Origin of the sequence: Paenibacillus sp. ATY16 (assembly GCF_003399985.2) — a bacterium.
In the GTDB taxonomy this organism is placed as follows: domain Bacteria; phylum Bacillota; class Bacilli; order Paenibacillales; family Paenibacillaceae; genus Pristimantibacillus; species Pristimantibacillus glycanilyticus.
Window position 1 is genome coordinate 320,374 of record NZ_NMOK02000037.1, and the last position, 23,577, is coordinate 343,950.

General features: G+C 50.2%; 18 protein-coding genes. 14 read left to right on the plus strand and 4 right to left on the minus strand.

Annotated features, from left to right (window positions below; all coding sequences use genetic code 11):
* Positions 1 to 100: 100 nt before the first annotated feature.
* The 6 genes from CFI03_RS21780 (at position 101) to CFI03_RS21805 (ending at position 5,060) form a co-directional block, all read left to right on the plus strand.
* On the plus strand, positions 101 to 847 hold the full coding sequence (locus CFI03_RS21780; RefSeq protein WP_248759562.1) for an SDR family NAD(P)-dependent oxidoreductase: 747 nt from the start codon (positions 101 to 103) through the stop codon (positions 845 to 847).
* 82 nt (positions 848 to 929) lie between these two features.
* Positions 930 to 1,409 carry a carboxymuconolactone decarboxylase family protein gene (locus CFI03_RS21785; protein WP_248759564.1) on the plus strand — a complete coding sequence of 160 codons (480 nt, stop codon included), beginning with the start codon at positions 930 to 932 and terminating at the stop codon, positions 1,407 to 1,409.
* Positions 1,410 to 1,449: 40 nt separating this feature from the next.
* On the plus strand, positions 1,450 to 2,208 hold the full coding sequence (locus CFI03_RS21790) for an SDR family oxidoreductase (RefSeq protein WP_248759566.1): 759 nt from the start codon (positions 1,450 to 1,452) through the stop codon (positions 2,206 to 2,208).
* Between the two features lie 160 nt (positions 2,209 to 2,368).
* A complete protein-coding gene (gene modB / locus CFI03_RS21795; RefSeq protein ID WP_248759578.1) occupies positions 2,369 to 3,055 on the plus strand; it encodes a molybdate ABC transporter permease subunit in 687 nt (228 codons plus the stop codon).
* A gap of 170 nt (positions 3,056 to 3,225) precedes the next feature.
* Positions 3,226 to 3,600 carry a cupredoxin domain-containing protein gene (locus CFI03_RS21800; protein WP_248760108.1) on the plus strand — a complete coding sequence of 125 codons (375 nt, stop codon included), beginning with the start codon at positions 3,226 to 3,228 and terminating at the stop codon, positions 3,598 to 3,600.
* A 194-nt stretch (positions 3,601 to 3,794) separates the two neighbouring features.
* Complete coding sequence (locus CFI03_RS21805; RefSeq protein ID WP_248759580.1) at positions 3,795 to 5,060, plus strand: erythromycin esterase family protein; 1,266 nt, start codon at positions 3,795 to 3,797, stop codon at positions 5,058 to 5,060.
* A gap of 48 nt (positions 5,061 to 5,108) precedes the next feature.
* Here CFI03_RS21805 and CFI03_RS21810 read toward each other — a convergent pair whose 3' ends face one another.
* Complete coding sequence (locus tag CFI03_RS21810) at positions 5,109 to 5,483, minus strand: hypothetical protein (protein WP_248759588.1); 375 nt, start codon at positions 5,481 to 5,483, stop codon at positions 5,109 to 5,111.
* A 173-nt stretch (positions 5,484 to 5,656) separates the two neighbouring features.
* On the opposite strand from CFI03_RS21810, the gene splB reads away from it, so the two are divergent.
* The 8 genes from splB (at position 5,657) to CFI03_RS21850 (ending at position 19,732) form a co-directional block, all read left to right on the plus strand.
* Positions 5,657 to 6,724, plus strand: coding sequence for a spore photoproduct lyase (gene splB, locus CFI03_RS21815; RefSeq protein WP_248759590.1), 1,068 nt, complete (start codon positions 5,657 to 5,659; stop codon positions 6,722 to 6,724).
* Between the two features lie 173 nt (positions 6,725 to 6,897).
* Positions 6,898 to 8,109: a beta-N-acetylhexosaminidase gene (nagZ, locus tag CFI03_RS21820; protein WP_248759598.1), complete on the plus strand. Its 1,212-nt coding sequence runs from the start codon at positions 6,898 to 6,900 to the stop codon at positions 8,107 to 8,109.
* A 342-nt stretch (positions 8,110 to 8,451) separates the two neighbouring features.
* Positions 8,452 to 11,652, plus strand: coding sequence for a fibronectin type III domain-containing protein (locus tag CFI03_RS21825; protein ID WP_248759608.1), 3,201 nt, complete (start codon positions 8,452 to 8,454; stop codon positions 11,650 to 11,652).
* Between the two features lie 234 nt (positions 11,653 to 11,886).
* Positions 11,887 to 14,184, plus strand: a complete 2,298-nt coding sequence (locus CFI03_RS21830; RefSeq protein ID WP_248759610.1) for a helix-turn-helix domain-containing protein — start codon at positions 11,887 to 11,889, stop codon at positions 14,182 to 14,184.
* Positions 14,185 to 14,198: 14 nt separating this feature from the next.
* Positions 14,199 to 15,848 carry a type 2 periplasmic-binding domain-containing protein gene (locus CFI03_RS21835; RefSeq protein WP_248759612.1) on the plus strand — a complete coding sequence of 550 codons (1,650 nt, stop codon included), beginning with the start codon at positions 14,199 to 14,201 and terminating at the stop codon, positions 15,846 to 15,848.
* A gap of 234 nt (positions 15,849 to 16,082) precedes the next feature.
* On the plus strand, positions 16,083 to 17,006 hold the full coding sequence (locus tag CFI03_RS21840) for an ABC transporter permease (RefSeq protein ID WP_127496289.1): 924 nt from the start codon (positions 16,083 to 16,085) through the stop codon (positions 17,004 to 17,006).
* 15 nt (positions 17,007 to 17,021) lie between these two features.
* Positions 17,022 to 17,930 carry a carbohydrate ABC transporter permease gene (locus CFI03_RS21845; protein ID WP_127496290.1) on the plus strand — a complete coding sequence of 303 codons (909 nt, stop codon included), beginning with the start codon at positions 17,022 to 17,024 and terminating at the stop codon, positions 17,928 to 17,930.
* Between the two features lie 122 nt (positions 17,931 to 18,052).
* Positions 18,053 to 19,732, plus strand: a complete 1,680-nt coding sequence (locus CFI03_RS21850) for an extracellular solute-binding protein (RefSeq protein WP_248760110.1) — start codon at positions 18,053 to 18,055, stop codon at positions 19,730 to 19,732.
* Between the two features lie 73 nt (positions 19,733 to 19,805).
* On the opposite strand, the gene CFI03_RS21855 is transcribed toward CFI03_RS21850, so the two are convergent.
* Genes CFI03_RS21855 through CFI03_RS21865 form a run of 3 tightly spaced genes read right to left on the minus strand, consistent with a single transcriptional unit; the run spans position 19,806 to position 23,542 of the window.
* Complete coding sequence (locus CFI03_RS21855; RefSeq protein ID WP_248759614.1) at positions 19,806 to 20,894, minus strand: GerAB/ArcD/ProY family transporter; 1,089 nt, start codon at positions 20,892 to 20,894, stop codon at positions 19,806 to 19,808.
* 33 nt (positions 20,895 to 20,927) lie between these two features.
* Positions 20,928 to 22,064, minus strand: a complete 1,137-nt coding sequence (locus CFI03_RS21860; RefSeq protein WP_248759615.1) for a Ger(x)C family spore germination protein — start codon at positions 22,062 to 22,064, stop codon at positions 20,928 to 20,930.
* Between the two features lie 14 nt (positions 22,065 to 22,078).
* A complete protein-coding gene (locus CFI03_RS21865) occupies positions 22,079 to 23,542 on the minus strand; it encodes a spore germination protein (RefSeq protein ID WP_248759617.1) in 1,464 nt (487 codons plus the stop codon).
* Positions 23,543 to 23,577 lie beyond the last annotated feature (35 nt).

The window sequence follows — 23,577 nt, forward strand, 5'->3', positions numbered from 1 at the left end:
CGATTACCGTCCTGGAATAGGACGGCTTACACCAAATAGTTAAATAATTAATTATTAATTAATTAATATAGTAAATAATTGCTCAAAGGAGACTGAACTTATGTTAAACGATAAAGTTGTCATTATTACCGGCGGTGGAGCCGGTATCGGATTTGCCGCCGCGCAAATGTTCGCTGCGAAGGGAGCTAAGGTGCTCATTACAGGACGGAGGGCGGAAGTTCTGGAAGAGATTACGGCAAAGCATCCGAATATCAAAGGAGTTGTCGCTGATGCAAGCGATCCCGATTCGGCGGCCGATACGGTTTCGGCGGCAATCGATCTGTGGGGACGAATAGACATTATTATCAATAACGCGGGAGCAGGCGGCATTATGCCGCTTGAGCATGTGAGCGCGCAAGCGATTACGGATATTTTCGCGGTGAATGTCCTGGCACCTACTCTTCTTGCCGCAGCCGCTATTCCTCATCTTGAGAAGACTAAGGGATTAATCATCAATATGTCGAGCACATTTGGCAGTAAAGCCGGAGCTAATCTGTCGCTATACGGTTCGAGCAAAGCTGCAATGGAATATATGACGCAAAGCTGGGCGCTTGAGCTTGCTCCGAAAGGCATTCGCGTAAATGCCATCGCTTCCGGGCCGGTCGAAACTTCTTTTCTCGAGGAGAGAATGGGACTAACGCCAGAGCAGGCCGAAGCAGTGAAAGAGCATGAACGTCGGAGCATACCGCTTGGCCGCCGCGGAGAGCCTGCCGACGTTGCGGCATGGATCGTGTCTCTTGCCAAGCCGGGTATGGACTGGATAACGGGCCAGGTTATCGCCGTAGACGGCGGGCTGAACATCACTTAAAACTTTTTTCGATGCGGCTGTCACAAATCAAAGTCTTCGATTGTCTTAATAACGTCACAACAAATTCGAGGAGGAATACAAAATGACACAACGTGTAAATTATATGCAGCAATCGCCGGAGTTTACTAAAAAGATGATGGAGCTCAGCTATGCGGAGAAATCCAGTTCCATTGAAACGAGCATTATTCATCTCGTCCATATCCGGGCTTCCCAAATGAACGGCTGCGGATTCTGTCTGGATATGCATGTGAAAGAAGCTAAAATTCACGGAGAGAGAGAATTGCGCCTTTACCATCTTGCTATCTGGAGAGAATCCACGTTGTTCGACGCTCGTGAAAGAGCTGCGCTTGCTTGGACCGAGGTTTTGACTAAACTGCCGGAGCACGGCGTTTCCGACGAAATCTATAATCGAGTTCGCGAACAATTCACGGAGAAAGAGATTTCCGACCTGACTTACTCGATCATGGCGATCAATGCTTGGAACCGAGCAAACGTAGCTTTTAGAACAGAACCTGGCTCCGCCGACGCTGCATTTGGTTTAACCAAAGCCGGCTTGAAATAATCATAACAATTATAAAAACAGAGATAGGGAGAGAAACCTTATGAAAATCGTCGTTATTGGCGGCAGCGGACTAATTGGGAAAAAGCTGGTCAGCAATCTAAAACAATTAGGTCATGAAGTCATAGCCGCATCACCGTCGCTTGGCATCAATAGCGTTACGGGCGAAGGTCTGACCGATGCCTTAAACGGAGCAGAGGTAGTTGTTGACGTAACGAATTCTCCTTCATTCGAAGACAAGGCTGTTCTGGAGTTTTTCGAGACCTCAACCCGCCATCTTCTTGCCGCCGAAGAAGCGGCTGGCGTTAAACATCATGTTGCTTTGTCGGTTGTTGGTACAGAAGGTCTGCTCCAAAGCGGCTATTTCCGGGCCAAAATCGCGCAAGAGAACTTGATTAAGGCTTCCAAAATTCCGTATACTATTGTACGGGCTACTCAGTTCTTCGAGTTTGTGGGCGGCATTGCTTATACGTCTACAGAAGGGGATAAGGTGCGGTTATCGTCGGCTGATGTACAGCCTATTGCGGCGGAAGACGTATCCGAAGTACTTGTCGACTTTACGCTCGATAAACCGTCGAATGGAATCCGTGAGATTGCCGGCCCCAAGAAGTTTGGTCTCGACGAATTTGTCCGTCAATATTTGATCGCAACCCAAGATGCTCGTCAGGTTGTAACCGATGATAAAGCTCCGTACTTCGGCACAGAGCTGAAGAAGTCCTCGCTTCTACCGGATGACAGTTCTGCACGGCTTACCTCTGCGCGTTATGCGGATTGGCTGAAAAGTATTGCCGTTAACGTCTAAAATACAGATCATAGTAAGCACAAAAAGAAAGGAGACCCGTCAAAGGTCTCCTTTCTTTAATGCTTAGGTTTATAAATGGATGACTCCATTACTTCTGTTTATTGCTATCCCCGGTGGAACCGTTTATATTAGGTAATGTTCTACTTAAATTGATTTCGTTATGATTAGATATAAAAGAAAGTGGAGGAGAAGGTTGATTAGCGCGCATGATTTTTGGCTTCCTATCCGGCTATCCATACAAGTAGCCTTGTTCTCGAGCATTTTTGTGCTGTTTCTTGGGGTAGCTGCAGCATGGTGGATGTCCCGGACAAAGCTAAAAGGCAAGATACTTATCGAAACCGTATTTATGCTGCCGTTGGTCCTTCCGCCAACGGTTGTTGGTTTTTTATTGCTTGTGTTATTGGGAAGGAGAAGCTGGTTGGGGCGGGCGATCGAATGGCTGTTCTCGGCTCCGGTTATTTTCACGTGGTGGGCAGCGGTTATTGCCGCGGTTGTCGTTTCTTTTCCGCTGGTGTATCAAACCATGAAAGTTGGCTTTCAATCCGTCGATAAAAAATTGGAAGAGGCTGGACGGTCTATCGGGGCGAATGAATGGCAGGTTTTCCGTCACATAACATTGCCGCTGGCATTCCGATCGCTTGTTTCGGCGTATATACTTGGTTTTGCACGCGGATTAGGCGAGTTTGGCGCTACGTTGATGATCGCAGGGAACATTCCGGGCAAGACGCAAACGATACCTACCGCCATCTATGTAGCCGTTGATTCCGGCAATACCGCGCTGGCTTGGGCATGGACAGGCTCCATCATTGTGATCTCGTTTATCTTGCTCTTAATAAGCAGACGATAACGGAAAGCAGCTGCCGATTTTTTTCGGAAGCTGCTTTTTTGTAATGAAATATTCACGATTCCTTCAATGAACAGCCACATGGCCGGCCATATGAAGTCATGTTGAACGTGTATAATCGACCTAAGGAAGGAGTGCATTTTATGAAAAACAGCATATTAAAATCCCCGACCATGTGGCTCGTTTTAGCGATAATTTTGATATGTGCTTTATTTTTCGTCTTCTTCTACTCATCAAACACGAAGACAAATGCGGAGGCACCCGCCGTTTCTATGCAGGAAGGTTATCAGGTGGTTACGATCCAAGTCAAGAAGGACGGTTTTTACCCTTCAAAAATTGAAGTGAAGGCCGGAGTTCCCGTAAAGCTGAACTTTGTCAAGAATACCTCTTTTACCTGCATAACAAGCGTGGATTCGGATGAGCTCGGATTCGATCTTTATTTGAAAAAAGGGGAGAATTACACGACGCTGGATCATTTATCGCCCGGGTCGTATCCATTTGATTGCGGAATGTACATGTACCACGGAACGATAACGGTCGTTGCCTGATCAACATAAAATAAACCGTTAGCCAAAAGCTGCAGATTAACGATCTGCAGCTTTTTATTGATTTTAAAGATAGCCAAGATTCATAGATTGGCTTGTTTGGCACCCTATGTCCGGGATACATAATGACTGTATTTCGGGTAACGCTATGAGGTAGCACCTTATTGCGATTTCTAAGGTTAGGAGAATAAACGAACATGGCGAACAGCGAAAGTGTAGTGGATAAAATGAAAGAATCCTCAATCCCGCTAAGAAGCGCAGCGGATCTTGACCCATTAATCCAAGCCATTGGAGATGCGGATTTTGTATTATTGGGCGAAGCCTCTCACGGGACGTCCGAGTTTTATACTTGGAGAGCGGAGTTGTCCAAGAGACTTATTGCCGAGAAAGGTTTCTCATTTATTGCGGTGGAAGGGGACTGGCCCTCCTGTTATACCCTCAATCGATATGTAAAACAGTACAACGGCGCTGCTCCAAATCCGAGAGAGGCGCTCCGCGACTATAACCGTTGGCCGACCTGGATGTGGGCTAATGAAGAAATTTTGCAATTAACGGAATGGCTTCATGATTACAATCGTTCTCTATCTTCGAAGTCGAGGATTGGCTTTTACGGCATTGACGTATACAGCTTGTGGGAGTCCATGGACGAAATTTTGAAGCATTTGGAGCAAACGGGCTCGCCGGAACTTGAGACGGCGCGCAAGGCGTTTGCCTGCTTTGATCCTTATAACCGCGAACCGCAAAACTACGGGGTTTCCGCTGCATTTTTATCCGAAAGCTGCGAAGAAGAAGTTGTGCAGTTATTGAAAGACCTTCAAAGCCAAAGACAGCTGAGCGACAACCGGGACGAAGCGCTCCTCAGCGATGAGCTGAACGCACTCGTAGCCGTCAACGCCGAGCGTTACTATCAGTCGATGGTGCGTGGAGGACCCGAATCCTGGAATGTTCGGGATCAGCACATGGTTGAAGCGCTGGACAGAATCAAAGCCTTTCACGGCCAAGGGGCCAAGGCTATTGTGTGGGAGCATAATACTCATATCGGCGACGCCCGCGCAACGGATATGCTCGAAGACGGTATGGTGAACGTCGGCCAGCTGGTTCGGGAGAAATACGGGGAGGACCGTGTTTATGCCATCGGTTTCGGCACGCATAGGGGAACAGTTATTGCTTCGGATGAGTGGGGCGGAGAGATGATAACAATGAGCGTGCCGGAAGCCCGTAAGGACAGCTGGGAAGACCTGATGCATCGAGCGGGCGCTTTTGACAAAATCCTGCTGTTCGATGAGCAAGATCTATCTCTTTCGGAGCCGGTTGGACACCGCGCGATAGGTGTTATCTATAATCCTCGGCGAGAGCGGGGGAATTACGTTCCATCTGTTCTGCCTCACAGATACAACGCGTTTATTCACATCGAGGAGTCGCATGCGCTGTCACCGTTGAATCAAGAAGTATTGCATATTTGAACGGGAAAAAGGGATATTCCTCAACCGGGAATATCCCTTTCTTGTACGTTATACAAGGGCGCCAGCCTTCTCCGCGATGGCTACCGCTTGTTCATAATCGTCTTCATCGATAACGACAGTGAGAAGAATGTCGCGTCCGGCTGTTTCATAAGACTGTTCTCCAGAACTCATGCCGCTTGCGCTAACGTTGGCTGCGGCAAGGATGGCGGCATCCCGATCAGGGAAATCCCCTCCCAAAGTCAAGTAACCAAGTCCGGGGAAATCGCCTGTTATCGGGTTGCGAATCCGGTCCGATCCGTCACCGGGATAACCGTCAAACCGGTTAATGGAGCTGTCTACAAGCTTTAGCGCTTTTATTTGCTCGAGTGCTTTTTCTGCTTGCTCGGGACTTTTGAAATAAGCGAGAATATTTTTTTCCGCCATGGCAATCCCCCGGTTCTGAGTAATCATTAGTCAGGTTCCAAGCTGTATCTTGCGCGTATAGCCTGAGATCTATGCACTACGGTTACCGGATACGCGCTTATTCGTATGAAATTGACGATTTCGTCCACCCTAAAGTTGATCGCGAAATGAATCGTACAGTGGGGTGAGCTGATTTGTCCAATTCAACCGGGTTATTGACTCCGCCGGCACGCGATACGAAGGTATTCGTTCCGGAGCTTGTTTATTTTGAGCCTGATGCGCTGAACTATGCGAAAGGCCAACGAATATATGAATGGGCCAAAGAACAAGGGCTTCCGATTCAAATGACGACCTCGCATAACCGGATAACGAACTTGCCGGGGGAGAGCGATCTGGAGAAGTACAGGATTGCGAAACGTACTCTCGTCGTAGGCATTCGGAAGACGTTAAAATTCGACCAATCCAAGCCATCGGCCGAGTATGCCATTCCGATTGCTACGGGATGCATGGGGCATTGCCATTACTGCTACCTGCAGACAACGCTTGGAGCCAAACCGTATATTCGCGTCTACGTAAACACAGACGATATTCTTAACCAGGCTAAACAATATATCGAGGAGCGTGCTCCGGAGATTACCCGCTTCGAGGCAGCATGCACCTCCGATCCCGTTGGCCTTGAGCATATTTCCGGCTCACTGAAGGAATACATCGAATTTATGGGGCAGCAGCCTCTTGGACGGCTGCGTTTTGTCACGAAATACCATCATGTCGAGCCGCTCCTGGATGCGAAGCATAACAAGCATACCCGGTTTCGCTTTAGCGTAAACGCCGACTACGTCATCAAGCATTTCGAACCGGGCACGTCGAAGTTCTACGAGCGAATTACCGCAGCTGGCAAGGTTGCCCATGCGGGCTATCCGCTTGGATTTATTATTGCGCCGATCATTTGGCATGAAGGATGGGAAGACGGTTACGCCGAACTTATTAGTCAATTAAAACAAGCGCTTCCTCCGGAAGCATGCACCGATCTGACATTCGAGCTAATTCAGCATCGCTATACGAAAACAGCCAAAAATATCATTCAGCAGCGCTATCCCAAATCCAAGCTGGAAATGGACGAAGAGAAGCGGAAATACAAATGGGGCCGCTGGGGACAGGGGAAATACGTTTACCCCGATGAGCAAGCTAACGCGCTCAAGGAATTTCTTTATAAACGGATCAACGAGCATTTTCCGGAAGCCAAGATCGAGTATTTTACATGATACCAAAAGCCAGGTAACAGATTCGTGCCAGGCAAGCGGCCATGATATAATCGGAAGAAGCTAAGTTGTAGCTAAACAGCTTAGCTTCTCTTTCTAATCGGTTTCCGAACGGTTTTGCGTACATATTTAAAGTTCATCAAGACGACTGCTTAAGAAGCCCAAAGGAGGATTCTATGCGATATTTTCGAATGTTTACGCTTTACGCGACAATTTTTACGCTCCTCGTTCTAACCGGCTGCGGGACGGCAGAGCAACAGCAGCCTGTAATCAGCGAGACGCCAAAGCCTGTCGATCCGATAGCCGAGCTTGTAGCATCCATGAGCTTGTCCGAAAAAATCGGGCAAATGATATTGGTAGGGATGGACGGCACGGAAATACAGCCCGAAATAAGCAAGCTAGTCAAGGATAGCCGTGTTGGCGGAGTTATTCTATACAGTAATAATATCGCGTCGGCATCTCAGACAATTAAGCTGGTTAACGATCTAAAGCAGATGAATAAAGATAACGGAGCAAAGCTTCCGCTTCTCTTGAGCACGGACCAGGAGGGAGGCCGGGTCTCCCGGTTGCCTAAGCAAATCAAGGCATTTCCGGCAAGCAGAACGATCGGCAAGACTAACGATCCCCAATATGCCTATCGGGTGGGCACGGCATTAGGCGAAGCGGTGAAAGCGATTGGCTTGAATACCGATTTCGCACCCGTACTGGATATTAACACAAATCCCAAAAATCCGGTCATCGGCAACCGCGCTTTCGGAACCACGGCAGAATTGGTCAGCAGCATGGGCGTGCAGGAGATGCTTGGCATCCAATCGGAAGGGGTAATTCCGGTGGTCAAGCATTTTCCCGGACATGGCGACACTTCCGTTGATTCGCATCTCGGTCTGCCTGTTGTGGATCATGATCTGGAACGGCTCCGCTCCATTGAGTTTGTACCGTTCAGCTCGGCAATTAAGGAAGGAGCGCCAATGGTAATGGTCGCGCATATCTTAATGACCAAGCTTGATCCGAACACACCAGCCTCTATGTCAAAAAAAGTTATCCAGGATTATTTGAGAGGGGAGCTTAAGTTCGGCGGAGTCGTTATTACGGACGATATGACAATGGGAGCCGTAGGAAAAGTTAAACCAATCGGGCCAGCCTCCGTACAAGCCGTGCAAGCCGGCGCGGATATCATTCTTGTCGGGCATGACCCCATTCAGCAGCAAACCGTTATCGATGCACTGACTGCAGCTGCGAAGAACGGAGAAATCACTCCGTCTGTTCTGGATGCCAGCGTGTATCGCATCGTCAAGCTTAAGCAAAGCTTCAAGTTATCGGATCAGCCAACGTCTTCAATCGATATAGCAGCGCTGAACCAACACATTCAAGACGCTCTGGAAAAATGAGAATCTAAACGAAAAACGGATTCGAGAGCTTTAAGATCGCAAAAAATAACGTTAGCGTGGCCCGCGGAGAATCTGCGGGCTTTTTTGTTTTGTACAGTCCCATACAAAACGATTAATACAGTATTTAACGCGAAATACAGCTTTAATGTGCTGCTATTCGAGAATTGAACAGTTTCCATCTGATTCATGATCAGGCACGATGAAGGAGTGGATAAGGGAGGTGAAGACTGATTCAGAGCGGTTAGCAGCAGAGAGAGGAACTTCTTAGCAATCATAACAGGGGAGAAGAAGCCGGGAGCATCTGTATGCCATTATTCCAGTAACGAAAGAGAGAGTGAAATTATGAGATTAGCCAAGTCGATGCGGACTTCCAGGACCAACAAAAAAATCGCAAGCCTTTTATGCGCGACAGCCTTGCTGCTTCCCGTCATACCCGCGATGCCTGCTTACGCCGCAACCTTGAATGTCGCTTCGTACGGCGCGAACGGCACGGACACGGGTGACGACAGCTCCGCTATTCAAGCGGCCGTTAACGCGGCAGCCAGCGGCGATACGGTCTTTATTCCCGATGGCACGTATTATCTGGGAACCGCGGTTAGCGGAAAATCCGGCGTCAAAATTACGGGACAAAGCAGGGACAACACGATTATTAAATACAATTCGACCTCCGCTAATACGTTTTTCTCCCTCTACAACTTGTCGGGCGCCGAAGTGTCGTCCATGACGCTTGACGCGGGCAGCAGCGCGGTCCCGCAATCCGCCGTTGTATCGGAAAACGGCAGCGGCAATAAAATGCTCAATTTGAAGGTCAAGGATTTCGGCATGTCTTCCGGGTTCGGCCCGTTTGCCCTATACGGTGTCAATACGGATAATCTGACCATCGCGGACAGCGTGGTAACCAATATCGGGGTCAATTCGGACTGGGGCGGCGGCGTACGCGTAGGCTGGGGTTCGGATCATGCGCTTGTCGAGAATAACTATGTTGCGGAAACCGGACGCGGCGGCATCTTTATAAACGATGACAGCCCTTACGCAATTGTTCGGGGGAATACGGTCGCCGGCACAGGCAAGAAAATGGAAGGTCTAGGCATCGAGCTCCATACCAACGTAGATTATTCCCTGGTTGAGAACAATACGGTCGATCATTGGATCAGCACGGTTCGGTCGGCTTATATCGCGGTTCGCAACAATTATGTCGGCTCCAGCACAACCGTGGGGAATATGGGACTAGAGGTGATGGTTGACCACGGCGTCACTTCCGGCAATATGGTTGACGGCGGCCAACAGGTCGGCATTCAACAATCGCCGGGTACCGGCTATCAGCTCTGGAACTACAACACGGTACAGAATATGGTGATGTGGGGCATGCAGCTGCAAGGCGAAGGCACTGGACAAACGGAGCAATACCAATATTTTTACAAAAATACGTTTAGAGACGGAGCCGCCGGCAATCCGAAAGCAGCTTATCCCGGTTACGACGGCAACGCGGTCCGCATTCACGGCAATACGAAAAACGTGACGTTCGACAGCAATACGATTACGAATAACGGACGAAAAGCAATCGAAATTACTACCGCGGGCGGTACAGATCGCCTAAGCTTCATTAATAACATCATTACAAACAACGCCGGGCCATCCATCGACCAATATCCTTCCTCGGCAGCGGACCTGGAGTGGAGCAACAATACGGTCAGCGGTAACGGCAATAACACGCAGCTTACAAGCAGGGGCTTCAGCGATCCGAAGCCGGTAGCGAACTTCACCGCTCCGCTTACCGTGCAGCTCGGTCAATCCGTGACGTTCACGAATACATCGACCGATAACGGTACCATCGTCGAGAATTTGTGGGATCTCGGCGAAGGACTGCCGGTTACGACAGTCAGCCCAACCTATACTTATCAGAAGCCCGGTACTTATCAAGTTATTCTTGGCGTTTGGGATAATGGCGGACGCGCCAGCGTAAAGGAGCAGACGGTTACCGTTATCGCGGGACCGCCGGATACAACGCCTCCTACTACGCCAACCAATTTGGCGTCTCCGTCGAAGACCGATACAATCGTTACGCTGACTTGGACGGCCTCTACGGACAATATCGGTATTGCCGGCTACGACGTTTACAAAGACGGCGTGCTGGCGGGCTCGACGGTTGGCTCAACCACGACTTCCTTTACGGCTAACGGCTTGACCTCCAACACGGCTTACAGCTTTGCCGTCAAAGCGAAGGATGCATCCGGCAATACTTCCGGGTTAAGCAGCGCAATCAGCGTGACGACCAGCTCGATTCCGACACCCGTATGGGTAGCATGCGCGGGGGAGAACAATATGTGCAGCTTCACGGGAACGAAGGAAGTCCGCTACGGCGCAGCTGGTCTATACAATTACGGCACGTTTACAAACGGCGTCATGTGCGCCAACAACATATTTGGCGATCCGGCTCCCGGACAATATAAAACCTGCGACGTAAACATGGCTGCCGGCGGTGGCGGAAGCGATACGCAGGCGCCTACGGCTCCAACCGGATTGTCTGCTCCTTCGAAGACATCGTCAAGCGTTAATCTGACTTGGTCGGCATCGACGGACAACGTGGGTGTTACGGGCTACGACATTTATAACGGAAGTACGCTGGCCGGATCGACCACAGGCGTGACTTCCTTTAATGTAACCTCACTTTCTCCAAGCACAACCTATTCATTCACGGTGAAGGCGAAGGATGCCGCCGGCAACGTATCTGCCGCAAGCACCCCGCTAAGCGTAACGACTAATGCTCCGGCTGGCGATACGCAAGCTCCAACGGCGCCAACAGGGCTTACTTCGCCATCGAAGACGTCCACAAGCGTAAGCCTGTCCTGGTCGGCTTCGACGGACAACGTGGGCGTAACCGGATACGAAGTCTACAACGGAGCAACGCTTGCGGGCACAACAACGGGAGCCACGTCGCTTAATGTAACGGGCTTGTCTCCAAGCTCGACCTACAGTTTTACGGTGAAAGCGAAAGACGCCGCCGGCAACGTGTCGGTAGCAAGCGCTGCGCTGAACGTTACGACAAACGCGTCCGGCAGCCAGACGCCTACGGGCTCCATCACACGCGAATACTGGACGAATATTACGGGCAGTACGATTGCCAGCATCCCGACCGGTACGGCTCCTACCGGAACCAGCTCGTTAACAAGCTTCCAGGCGCCGTCCAACTGGGGCGATAATTACGGCACGCGGATCCGCGGCTATTTTGTCCCTTCGGTAACGGGTATCTATCAATTCTCAATCGCGGGAGATAATAACAGCGTATTGTATCTCAGTACGGATGCGAATCCTGCCAACAAAGCGCAAATCGGGGAAGTTGTCGATTGGGTATATCCGCTGAACTTCACTCAAAACACGGGCCAGCAATCCGGACAGATTACGTTAACGGCCGGCCAGCGCTACTATGTAGAAGTCCTGCATAAGGAGGAAGGAGGAGACGATCATGTCGCGGTAGGCTGGAAGACGCCGGGCAGCTCTTCTTATACCGTAATCGACGGGGCTAACCTTGCCCCAATTCAATAACGGAATCCTACAAAGAACCGCAAGCAGCGCTATGCTGCTTGCGGTTCTTCTTTATCCACCGGATTAATCGTCAAATCAAAGGACGCATATGCAAATACGAATAGATTCTTCAATGTTACGATAAACGAAAGGTCTGCTTATGCCCGGGAAAATGAAGTGCGGGGAAACGATTTTTATAGGATAATAGAGAAAGAGCGTGTAAGCGCTGCCAGCATATCAGGGAGGGGGTGGCGAATGAAAAAGTTTAACAGCGTTTTTAGGAGATTCCTCGTATCGTACATCGTTATTCTGATTATTCCGAGCATCGCCGGCTTCCTATCCTATCACACTTCCATTTCGGTCACGGAGAAGCTGTCCATTGAGAACAGCGTCATGCAGCTGCAGAAGAGCAAAGAGCTGCTGGAGCGAAGAATGGCGGAGGTTGAAGGATTTACGAGACAGCTTGCGATCAACCCGGATATAAATGTACTGATGAACGAGAAGAGCTCCGGAGAGCAGACGAATGTATACGGCATTTGGCGGATCTTGCGCAGCGTGCTGACGTTTGGACAGACCAATGATTTTCTGCAGCAATTTTATATTTATCTGGGGAATTACAACGTCATTCTGACGCCAGGCTCCGCATACGTAAGACCGGAACATTTCTACGAAAGCTTCCGCTATGAAGACCAGTCATTGGCAGAATGGCGACAGTCTATTCTCGGCCAGACGCACCGAAGCGAAATTATGCCGCTGCGCCAATACAATAATAGGGGAACAATTACATCAGTTGTCACCTATATGCAGTCTTTGCCGCTGGACAGCTTCAGCGGTTCGTCTCCTGCCGTAGTGGTTGTTACGATCGACGAGAAGACGATTACCAATCTACTCACGGGCATCACGGACAAATACGGCGGCTGGACGCAAATCAGCGATGCCAGCGGCAGAACCATCGCTTCGCTCGGTAACGGCGTACCCGACATGCAGGCCTTAGCCAAGGATGCGAGCTTTGATGCAGACAAAACCAGCCAGTTCTACAAGGACGATCTAGTCATCACGATTCATTCCAATACGAACGGCTGGATATACCGCTCGGGTATTCCGAGACACGCTTTGCTTGAGTATGCGAACCAGATCAAATTCATCACTTGGACGATTACCGGCATTGCCATCGCCGTAGGTCTGTTCGTTGGTTTGATGCTGGCATACCGCAACAGCATGCCAATCCATAAGCTGGTGTCTGTCGTTAAGGAACAGTTCGGAAAAGACGACACAACGGAGAGGAACGAATACGACTTCCTGCACGGGAACATAGCGGAGATGATTCGCAGCAGCAATCAGCTGGAATCCGAACTGCGAAGACAGCTTCCGCTCATTCGAGATGCGTTCCTGAAAAGGCTCCTTTCCGGAGAACTGCAGACGCGCGAAGAAATATTCGCGGCTGCCTCGCAAGCGAATACGGGCATTTACGGGCATTCCGGATTCGTGTGCATTTTACAGGTGCAAGGCTATACGGGCATGGACAGCGTGGAGGTGCTGAATGAGCTTCATGCCGCCAGGTTGCTGCTGAAGCAGGCGCTCCTCGACATCGCCGGTTTTACGTTGACCACCGATTGGGGCTCCGACAGGATTGTTATCGTATTCGCGTCGAAGGAAGCGGAAACCGGCAATACGATAGGAAGGGATGAGATTGCCAGTCTGCTCGATCAGCTGTCCAAACATGCGTTCGCCGAATACCGGATTACGTTTATTGCCGCGCTTGGCGAAGCGTTCGCTTCGGAGACGGAAGTCAGTGTCTCCTATGAGCAAGCGAAGCAGACAATGGATCAAGCGCTTCATGCCGACCGCAAAGGAATCGTCTGGTTTGAGGAAACTAGGCTCGAGAGCGCTACTTATTACTATCCGCTTGAGATGGAGCTGCGTCTGATCGGTACGATCCGGGCAGGAGAGACGGAGGAAACAAGTCGCATCGTCCGTACGGTCATGTCGCTTAACACCGAGCAGCGCGAGCTGTCCGTGGAGATGTGGCAGCAGCTTGCAGGCGAATTGAAGGGGACTTTGCTGAAGCTGCTCGATCAGAAGTCCTTTATGGAATCCGGTATGTTCGAACAGCTTAAAGACAGGATCATTGCGCTGCATGCCACTGACAAAAGATCCTTCCAGGCTGAAATCGAGGAGATTACGGGCGTGATGTGCTCAATCGTCGTCAGCCGCAAGAATGACGGACATACAAGGATTATTGAAGCGATTAAAACTTATGTTTCCGGTCATTTCTCGGATTCCGACCTGACCTTGTACCGAGTGGCTGAAGCCGTCGAGAGGCCCGAAAAATATATATCCCAGCTATTCAAGGAAGTGACGGGCTCCAATCTGTCCGATTATTTGGAACAGGTACGGATGGAGAACGCAATTGCGCTGCTGCGCGAAAACCGGTACACGGTTGACGAAATATCTTCCCGTGTCGGCTACAACAGTTCCCATTCTTTCCGTCGCGCATTCAAACGGGTAACCGGCGTTTCGCCAAGCTCTTACAGGCAAACGGTGGAAGGGTGAAGGGAGGAAATGCTTTGAACAAGCTTATTCGTGTGGCCTGCACCGTTCTCTGCGTTTGCTCGGTCTTTCTGGCGCTCTCCTCTTGCAATACGGCGGAGCAACAAGGTGCCGAAGCGAATAAACCGCTTCGGATCAGCGTTTTTGCTCAGCAAGACGCCGGCCAGAACCTGAAGACCAATGATTTCTCGAGATTATTGGAACAGAAGTTTAACGTAACCTTTGATTGGCAGACGATTCCGTACGAAGGAGCCAAGGAGAAACGGCAAATTTCGCTGGCTAACGGTCATTATCCCGACGCTTATATTCTGACCAGCTACATTGACCAGTTCTCGCAAGCGGACGTAATCCGCTACGGCAAGCAAGGAATCTTTTATCCGTTAAACGATCTTATTGAACAGTATGCGCCTCATATTAAGACGGCTTTTGAACAAGAGCCCGGGCTGCGGGCGCTTAATACGGCCCCGGACGGCAATATTTACGGTCTTGGCGCTTATAGCGATTGCTTCCATTGCTCGTATCCGTACAAGCTTTGGATAAACGACAAGTGGCTCAAAAAGCTTGGACTGGATATGCCGGCAACGACGGAGCAACTGCGCGAGGTGCTTCTGGCATTCAAGGATGGCGATCCGAACGGCAACGGCTTGCCGGATGAAATACCGCTCAGCGGTTCTACCGAGGAGTTTGGCGTACGCGTGCTTCCTTATTTAATGAACGGATTCGTGTACGATGACGACCGGACCTATTTGAACGTGGCGACCGGAAAAGTCAGTCTGGCGGCAGTCAAGCCCGAATGGCAGGAAGGATTGAGGTACGTCAAGTCCTTGTATGATCAAGGGCTTATCGACTTGGGCGCTTTTACGCAAAATGCCGACGCGTTCTACAAGCTTGGCGAGAATGCCGAAGCTCAGATTTTGGGGGCGGGTACGGCCATGCATCCGGCGATATTCGTAAATACCGGGCCTGGCAATAAGAGAGGGAGCGATTACGTGCCGGTTCCGCCTATAAGTGGACCGCATGCCTCTTATGCGGTATATTATCCGTCCGGCATCATGCCGGGCGCCAAATTCGTTATTACGGACAAAGCTAGTCTCGAGGCGCGAATCGCGCTCATCCGCATGGCCGATTATCTCTTCACGCCGGAAGGTCAGGCAAATGCGGAGATTGGCAAGGAAGGCGTGGACTGGAGGAAGCCCATGCAAGGGGAGCAGGCGCTCGATCCGGATATCCCGGCAGCGTTCGCCAGCATTGCGCCCAAAGAAGGGGATCCTCCGCATAATACGAGATGGAGCGGGATGGGGCATTTCTATATGCCGAAATCCTACCGGAACAGCTGGGTGCAGGACATGGATATTTACGCCCCCGGCGGTTATGAGAGAAGGCTGTTTCAAGCGACGAAATTATACGAAGGGCATGAACCGGAGGAATACTTTCCGATGTGGTCCGTATGGCTTGATCCGGGCAGCGCGGATGAAGCAAGTCTCTTGCAGTCCAATCTTAAAAACGAGATCGATGAGAGCGCCATGGAGTTCATTACCGGCCAGATGGATCTGGATAAGGATTGGACTTCCTATGTAACCCGATTGGAATCACTCGGATCCGACCGCTATATCGAGATCATGCAGCAAGCGTACGATACGTGGCTGCAGGAAAAAAATACAAAATAAAGCTTTAGGCCGGCCGCGGCGCACGCGGCCGGCCTTTTTGCTGTAATTGTACGGTGCCGCAAGGCCTAAATGGCCGTACCACGCGGAATTGTCCCTCGATTTTCGGGAGATTTGTACGCTGAATGACGCAATTGTACCTATTCCGGCACCCTTGAAATCCCCTATGATCAAACCTGTAGAAAGCGCTGTCATCCATCAAGACGCGGTTTACTCAATTTAATAGGGGGGATTCGTTTGGAAGCCGCCGGCAAACGTCTCAGCGCAAGAAAGAGCTTCGCTAGACACTGGCAATTGTATCTTATCGTAGCACCGCCGCTGTTGTTCTTTATCATTTTCAAATACTACCCGATGCTGAACGCGGTGCTGGCCTTCAAAGACTATTACGTCACGAAAGGCATATGGGGAAGCCCTTGGGTCGGATTCCACAACTTCAGGTTGTTCTTCGAGAATCCGATATTCGGCTCGCTTGTGAAAAACACGCTGATGCTCAGCTTCTATCTGCTGCTTGCCGGATTTCCGATTCCGATTCTGCTCGCATTGATGCTGAACGAAGTGCGAGCCCAGAAATTCAAACGGTTCGTGCAGCTCGTGACATTCGCGCCGTACTTTATCTCCACGGTTGTCATGGTGTCGATTATCATGCTGTTCCTGGCGCCAAGGCTTGGTTTCGTAAATGTGCTTATGAATCATCTGGGGATGGAATCGGTCAATTTTCTCGGTAACCCCGGCATGTTCTCGTCGATCTATGTCTGGTCCGACATTTGGCAGACGGCCGGCTATTCTGCCGTCATTTATTTGGCCGCATTATCGGGTATCGACCCAACCCTGTACGAAGCCGCAAGAGTGGATGGAGCTTCGCGTTACCAGAAGATTTGGAACGTTGATCTGCCCGGTATTCTGCCAACGATCTCCATCATTCTCATTCTGAACGTCGGGAACGTTATGGCGATTGGCTTCGAGAAAGTGTACTTGCTCCAGAACAAGCTGAATATCGCCAACTCGGAGATTATCGCTACTTACGTGTACAAGATCGGCTTGCTGAACGCGAATTACAGCTTCGCAACGGCTGTCGGCCTGTTCAACTCGGTTATCAATCTTGTTCTCCTATTTACGGTTAACGCACTGGCACGACGTTTTTTGAAATCCAGCATCTGGTAATGAAGAGGTGTTTGCATGGCTAATGTAGCGAAGGTAAGGAATAAAATCAGAGAATCATCGGGCGATAAAGTATTTCTCATCACCATTTATATCATTCTTGCGCTTGTGCTTGTCGCCGTACTCTATCCGCTGATCTATATTTTGAGCAGCTCGTTCAGCAGTCCGTCCGCCGTTTCGGCAGGCAAGGTCTGGTTGTGGCCGGTGGACGTCTCGCTGAAGGGATACGAAGCGCTATTCAAAAACTCTCAGGTGTTGACGGGTTACGGCAACTCGCTGCTGTATACGGTATCGGGCACGCTCGTAAGCGTCACGTTGACCATTATGCTGGCGTATCCGCTGTCGCGGTCAACCTTCTTCGGAAGAAACGCCATTATGATGATTATCACGTTTACGATGCTGTTCAGCGGCGGCTTGATTCCAACCTACATGGTTGTGAAGAGCCTGGGCCTCATCGATACAAGATGGGCGCTCATTATCCCGAATGCGGTCTGGGTGTGGCAGGTTATTATCGCCAGGTCGTTCTTCCAGCAATCGATTCCGTCCGAGCTTGTTGAGGCAAGCGAAATCGACGGCTGCAGCGATCTGCGCTTCATGCGCAGCGTCGTGTTGTCGCTTTCCAAGCCGATTATCGCCGTACTTATCATCATGTATGCGGTAGGGCAGTGGAACGCCTACTTCGATGCCTTGATTTATTTGAAATCGGACACCAAGTATCCGCTGCAGCTTATTTTGCGCAGCATCATTATCCAGAATAACAGCGGCAGCGCCAATATGGACGCCTTGAAGCAGGTTGAGCGCCAGCAGCTGGCGGAGCTTCTCAAATACTCTCTGATTGTGGTGGCAACGCTTCCCGTGCTCATTATCTACCCGTTCGTGCAGCGGTATTTCGTGCAAGGGATGCTTGTTGGTTCCGTCAAGGGCTAATTCCGTGGACATGGAAAGGGGGAATGCCGTTCAAAGCGCAGCATGAAGGACATCTTCGATACAGCTAGCAAAACTTAACGGAATTCATTAAAAGGGAGCGATTGCACGTGTTAAAACAGAGAATGGTCATTCTGCTCGTGACAGTCTTAATGGTCAGCTTGGTCGTATCGGCCTGCTCGAAAAACAATGCAGGCAGCAATGCGCCAGCCAGCAACAAACCTGCTAACAGCGCTTCAACAAACACCGAAACCGAAAAACCAGCCGCACCGGTAGATATTAAGCTGTTTGCGGTACAAGAGCCTAACATCGACCTGGCAACGAACAAATTCACGAAATTCGTGGAAGAGAAATTCAACATCAAGTTCAATTTTGAAGCCATCCCTTCGGACGGCGCCAAGGAAAAACGCCAAATTTCGCTGGCGAGCGGCGATTTCCCGGATGCCTACATGCTGACAGCCTACATCGATCAGTTCTCGCAAGCGGACCTGATCAAATACGGCAAGCAAGGCGTACTTATCCCGCTGAACGACTTGATCGATAAATACGCGCCAAACATCAAGCAAGCCCTTGAAACCAACGCGGACTTTAAAGCGTTCAGCGTAGCGCCGGACGGCAACATTTACGGCCTTCCCGCTTACTCGCAATGCTTCCACTGTTCGTATCCGAACAAATTGTGGCTGAATACGGGGTGGCTGGAAAAGCTGAACCTGGAAATGCCGAAAACAACCGAAGATTTCAAAAAAGTGCTCGAAGCGTTTAAAAACCAGGATCCTAACGGCAACGGCAAAAAAGACGAAGTACCTCTGAGCGGTTCGACCGAAGAGTTCGGCGTTCATGTCGTTCCTTACCTGATGAATGCTTTCGTCTACGACGACGACCGCAACCATCTGATGCTGCAAGACGGCAAAGTTGGCTCTGCCGCTGTTACGGACGAATGGAAGCAAGGCTTGGCGTACATTAAATCGTTGTATGACGAAGGCTTGATTGATCCGGGCGCGTTTACGCAAAATGCCGAAGCGTTCAAAAAAATCGGCGAAAACGGCGATGCTCAAATTCTTGGCGCCGGCGCCGGCATGCACCCTGCGATCTTCCTGAACATTGACCATGGCAACAAAAATTCGAAGGACTACAATCCGGTTCCTCCGCTTACCGGTCCTAACGGCGTATCGCTGGTAACGCATGACGGCGGCGGCGTATCTCCCGGAGCCAAGTTCGCGATCACGAGCAAAGCAAGCGAAGAAAAACAAATCGCACTCATCAAACTGGTAGACTACATGTTTACGCCAGAAGGTCAAACGAACGGCGCATCCGGCATGAAAGGCATTGACTGGACAGACCCGAAGGAAGGCGATCTTGCGCTTGGAGAGAACGTCAAGCCGATGGTAGCGCCAATTCCAACGACGGAAGGCGAAGCACCGCGCAACGCTGGCTGGAGCGGCATGGCGCACTTCTATATGCCGAAAGAATACCGCGACAGCTGGGTGCAAGGCTCGGACATCTATGATTCCGCGAACTACGAACGTCGTCTGTATCAAGCAACGCTGCTCTACCAAGGACATGAGCCGAAAGAATTGTTCCCGCTGTGGGCGATTTGGCTTGATCCTGCCGAAGTAGACGAAGCAACCATGCTTCAAACCAACATCAAAACTTACATTGACGAGAACGAATTGCAATTCATCACCGGCCATAAGAGCCTTGACAAGGACTGGGACAGCTACTTGAAAGGCCTGAAAGACTTGAAGCTTGACCGTTACCTGGAAATTTTGCAGAAAGCATACGACGCCTCGACTTTCAAAAAATAAGAGGTATAGGCGAAGCAAGAGCGTTCTCTCCGCGATTTGGCGGATAGAACGCTCTTTTTAAACTTCACTCTGTTTATTCGGTGTTGACTAATTTTCTTTTAGCGGAAGTCATAATCCACAGACCTATCGGTATACCTATCGCGCATACCGGAATAACGATCGTTTCCCACAATTTCTGGAGCGTCATTATGGCTGCTTCATTAGGGATGGCCAGCGCAATGATATAAATGAGAGGAGCGGTGAACCAGATTAGGCGTTTCCAGGACTTGATCCGGAAGGACTGAGCCAATTCATAGCTGGTAATGAACAAGTAAAGCGACATTTTCGCAAACACTCCGAATATCCAAATAAAGATGACAAGAATATCAACATTCTGAATGAAATTCAAAATGTTGATCGACCGAACCAGCATGAAATAAGGGAATCGAAGCTCCTGGGCAACCGTTGGACCAAACACCATAAGAACCATCAGCGTGGACAGGATAAGCATGCCCCCGGTTAACCAAACGCTTGCCAAGGACTTCCTAACAATATGCTTGGGATTGGATACAAACGACAACAGAACAAGCACCATAAAAGATTCAGCCAGAAACGAAGTTGGCGCGAAGGAGGCGCTTACGATTTCCGTCAGGCTTGCATCGCCAACCACCGGCAGCAAATTAATCCATTTCGCGTTTGTTGCATTCAAAAGAAAACTCACCAAGAGGGTAAGAATCGTTAGAGGTCCCGCGATTTCGCAAAAACGACCGATCCCCTTAATTCCGCTTGTACCCGTCAAGTAAATGGCGGCAATCAGAATCATGGCCATTAGCACCCATACCGGCGTTTTGTCCAAGAGGACCAGATGAAGGAAATCCGCAAAAGAACGAAGAACATCTCCGGATAAAATAAACCAGGCCGTAAAATAGGGAAGGGTGACGATTTTACCCAGCCATGGCCCAAAGAGCTCCCGGCTGAATTGGGCCAGACTTTGGCCGGGATGCAGCATGCCGACTTTGACAACCAGAACGGTGATCGCTCCGCCTAGCAGGCATGCAAGGAGCATGGACAGCCAAGCATCTTGTTCGGCTATCTTCACGGCAGGCGATATGCGAAGCCAGACAGCCATCACCACTTCCGCGGTTGCCACAATCCAGAATAATTGCCACCCCGTAATTTTCATTTCCTTCGTCCTTTCCCGCATGCCTGCTGAACATCATATCGAAGAATTCGTTTGTCCCGGATCCTCGTACCGAAGCTGTACCTCTACCGTGATTGGAAGCCTGCTGAACGTCTCGTTCCAGTTATTCTGCAACGATTTCCATTCACCAGGGAACTTGCGATGCACATGCTTGCCGATTCCGAAAATATCTGCTTTATATTGCCCCTGAGCTTTACGGACCAGCTTGTTTACGGCCTGTTCAGCTTCACGGCTTAAGCTATCTTCGATTTTTCGGAGCTCCTTGCCTTGGGAAGGATCCCGCATGGTATTGTTTTCCACAAGGTTTCCTTTTCCGCTTAATTGAATATGTATGCGCATGCCTTTCGAGTCTTTGACCACTCCGATCCGGCTCTTGAGAGCTTGCGCCTTTAAGCTGATACTGCCATTGCTTTGAGTTCCCGAGGTTGAAACGGTAAGGGCGCTTTGCCTTCCCTTAATCCAATTCGCATAATACGATTCGTCCGGCTTCAGAAATCCGCCCAGCCTATGCGAATTTTCCTTATTCAGAATCGCTGCTCCTGCGTAGATGAACCTTTTTGTACTCGCATTGTAACTAATGGCCGGCAACAATACGGCTCCGCCTTTTGTCCGCGAGTCGCACAGAAATTCCCTATAGTAATAAGGTTTCATCCCGAGCGCCAACTGAACGCTTCCCAATGCCGTGCTGATCAACGGATCAAAGACAGGCTCCGTGGCAAGGATTTCCTTCGCCGTTCCATCTTTTACGACAAAAATGACGGATCTCATCTCCGATTTCGGATTTCGCACGACCATATCCAAATATTTGTCCATTCCTTGCTCGGCCATACGCTGGCCAATCAGCAGCGTCTGGCGATGCGCGTAGAACAAGGTGCGGGATAGCTGCGTCTGCAGATTCTGCCCCGCATCCATAAAGTCCTTGCCGGTAGCGCTGACTACCACGAAGCTTTTTTTCTTGCTGGGTCCGGTATCCGGACCTCCCAAACCAGCCGGAACGGCAATCTGGGAGCTGACATCCAGCCTTCCTTCCGCATTTATATCCAGCCCTCCGCCGATAACAATCGCCAGCTGGTCAGGCTCTTTAAGATTCCAGCAGCCGGCCGTTGCCGCTGACAGAATCAATAAGCATATGGTTATCAAGTATTTTTTCATTCATGGATCCCGCCTTAATTCATGCGCTTTCTGGGCCTTCTCAAAAAAACATTCTTCAGCTTGCTTTTACTGGTCGGCGCCATCGGTTCAAGATACGGCGTTCCAAGCGGGCTTAATTGAATCAGGTGGGACAGGATCATGATCAATCCAAGCGCAACGCCAAAGAGACCAAATAATCCGGACAGAACGAGCAGCGGGAATCTCAGCATTCGAAGCGGATAACCAAACCGGTATCGCGGAATAACAAAGGACGAGATACCGGCTGCCGATACGACAATAACAATAGGAGCCGAAATGATTCCCGCTTGCACGGCTGCTTGACCGATAACCAAAGCTCCAACGATGCTGACGAGCGGACCGATTTGCTGCGGCAGGCGAATCCCGGCTTCCCTCAATCCTTCGAACATGAATTCCATTAGAAACACCTCGATCACCGTTGGAAAAGGAGATTGTTCCCTAAGCCCCGTTATGCTCAGCATAAGCTTCGGAGGCATCATCTCGGGATGATAAGTAGTCAGCGCGATATAAATGGACGGGAAGAGAATCGAAAAAAGAGCGAACAAATAGCGGATCCACCGGTTCATCGTTACATACAGGAATCGTTCGTAATAATCATCCGGCGCCTGAAGACCGTCCCAGAACGTCATCGGAACGACAAGCACGATCGGAGATCCGTTAACGAAGACGGCAACTCTTCCTTCCAGCAGACCCGCGGACACAACATCGGCCCGCTCCGTGCTTTGCATTTGAGGAAACGGAGAATAACTCGTGTCTTCGATATATTCTTCGATATAGCCTGATTCCAGGACGCTCTGAATGTCGATTGCGCCGATTCTGGTCCTTACTTCATTAACGAGAGCAGGGGTGGAAAGACCATCGATATACGCAAGAACAACTTCGGTTTTCGTCAATTTGCCGATTTGAAAAGATTCCATCTTCAGATCGGGCGTCACGATAATCCGTCTAAGCAGCGTTGTATTCGTTCGAAGCAGCTCGGTGAAGCTTTCGCGGGTGCCGCGCAGAGCCGCTTCGGTGGAAGGCTCTTCAATGGAACGCGTCTCGTATTGGGAGACATCCGCAAGAAGAACGAAGGGATCGCCGTCTGCGAGGAACGCAACATTTCCTTTTAAAATAAAGTCGGCGGCCTCTTCGAATTTGGTAATCCTCTGGGTCTGCAAAGCCGCAATAAGCTCCATATCCAGCATTTGCGCCAGGCTGCCAAGCGTCCCGAGACCTTGGGGAATTCCCTCATACAGCAATGGCTTAAGGATCGTGTTTTGAACGAGATCTTTATCGATCATGCCGTCGACGTACACAAGCAGAAGGAAGATGTTGCCTTGCATAGTCATGCGCCGAAAGACTACATCGGAACAGTTCTCGAATATGGAACGGAGCGTTTGTTCATTTTCCGAGAGGGAAGGACTAACCGCTTTAGCGGCATTTCTTTGCGAAACGGTGCGTTCGTTATGGGATGACATTGGAGTTGCAGCACCTGCCACTGGAAAAGTTTTGT

What these genes read in the sequence shown, in the direction of transcription:
- CFI03_RS21850 (WP_248760110.1), top strand. Translation starts at nt 18,053, where the DNA reads ATGGTCATTCTGCTCGTGACAGTCTTAATGGTCAGCTTGGTCGTATCG.
- CFI03_RS21800 (WP_248760108.1), top strand. Translation starts at nt 3,226, where the DNA reads ATGTGGCTCGTTTTAGCGATAATTTTGATATGTGCTTTATTTTTCGTC.
- nagZ (WP_248759598.1), top strand. Translation starts at nt 6,898, where the DNA reads ATGCGATATTTTCGAATGTTTACGCTTTACGCGACAATTTTTACGCTC.
- CFI03_RS21855 (WP_248759614.1), bottom strand. Translation starts at nt 20,894, where the DNA reads ATGAAAATTACGGGGTGGCAATTATTCTGGATTGTGGCAACCGCGGAA.
- CFI03_RS21830 (WP_248759610.1), top strand. Translation starts at nt 11,887, where the DNA reads ATGAAAAAGTTTAACAGCGTTTTTAGGAGATTCCTCGTATCGTACATC.
- CFI03_RS21865 (WP_248759617.1), bottom strand. Translation starts at nt 23,542, where the DNA reads ATGTCATCCCATAACGAACGCACCGTTTCGCAAAGAAATGCCGCTAAA.
- modB (WP_248759578.1), top strand. Translation starts at nt 2,369, where the DNA reads ATGATTAGATATAAAAGAAAGTGGAGGAGAAGGTTGATTAGCGCGCAT.
- CFI03_RS21790 (WP_248759566.1), top strand. Translation starts at nt 1,450, where the DNA reads ATGAAAATCGTCGTTATTGGCGGCAGCGGACTAATTGGGAAAAAGCTG.
- CFI03_RS21860 (WP_248759615.1), bottom strand. Translation starts at nt 22,064, where the DNA reads ATGAAAAAATACTTGATAACCATATGCTTATTGATTCTGTCAGCGGCA.
- CFI03_RS21805 (WP_248759580.1), top strand. Translation starts at nt 3,795, where the DNA reads ATGGCGAACAGCGAAAGTGTAGTGGATAAAATGAAAGAATCCTCAATC.
- CFI03_RS21785 (WP_248759564.1), top strand. Translation starts at nt 930, where the DNA reads ATGACACAACGTGTAAATTATATGCAGCAATCGCCGGAGTTTACTAAA.
- CFI03_RS21810 (WP_248759588.1), bottom strand. Translation starts at nt 5,483, where the DNA reads ATGGCGGAAAAAAATATTCTCGCTTATTTCAAAAGTCCCGAGCAAGCA.
- CFI03_RS21780 (WP_248759562.1), top strand. Translation starts at nt 101, where the DNA reads ATGTTAAACGATAAAGTTGTCATTATTACCGGCGGTGGAGCCGGTATC.
- CFI03_RS21845 (WP_127496290.1), top strand. Translation starts at nt 17,022, where the DNA reads ATGGCTAATGTAGCGAAGGTAAGGAATAAAATCAGAGAATCATCGGGC.
- CFI03_RS21825 (WP_248759608.1), top strand. Translation starts at nt 8,452, where the DNA reads ATGAGATTAGCCAAGTCGATGCGGACTTCCAGGACCAACAAAAAAATC.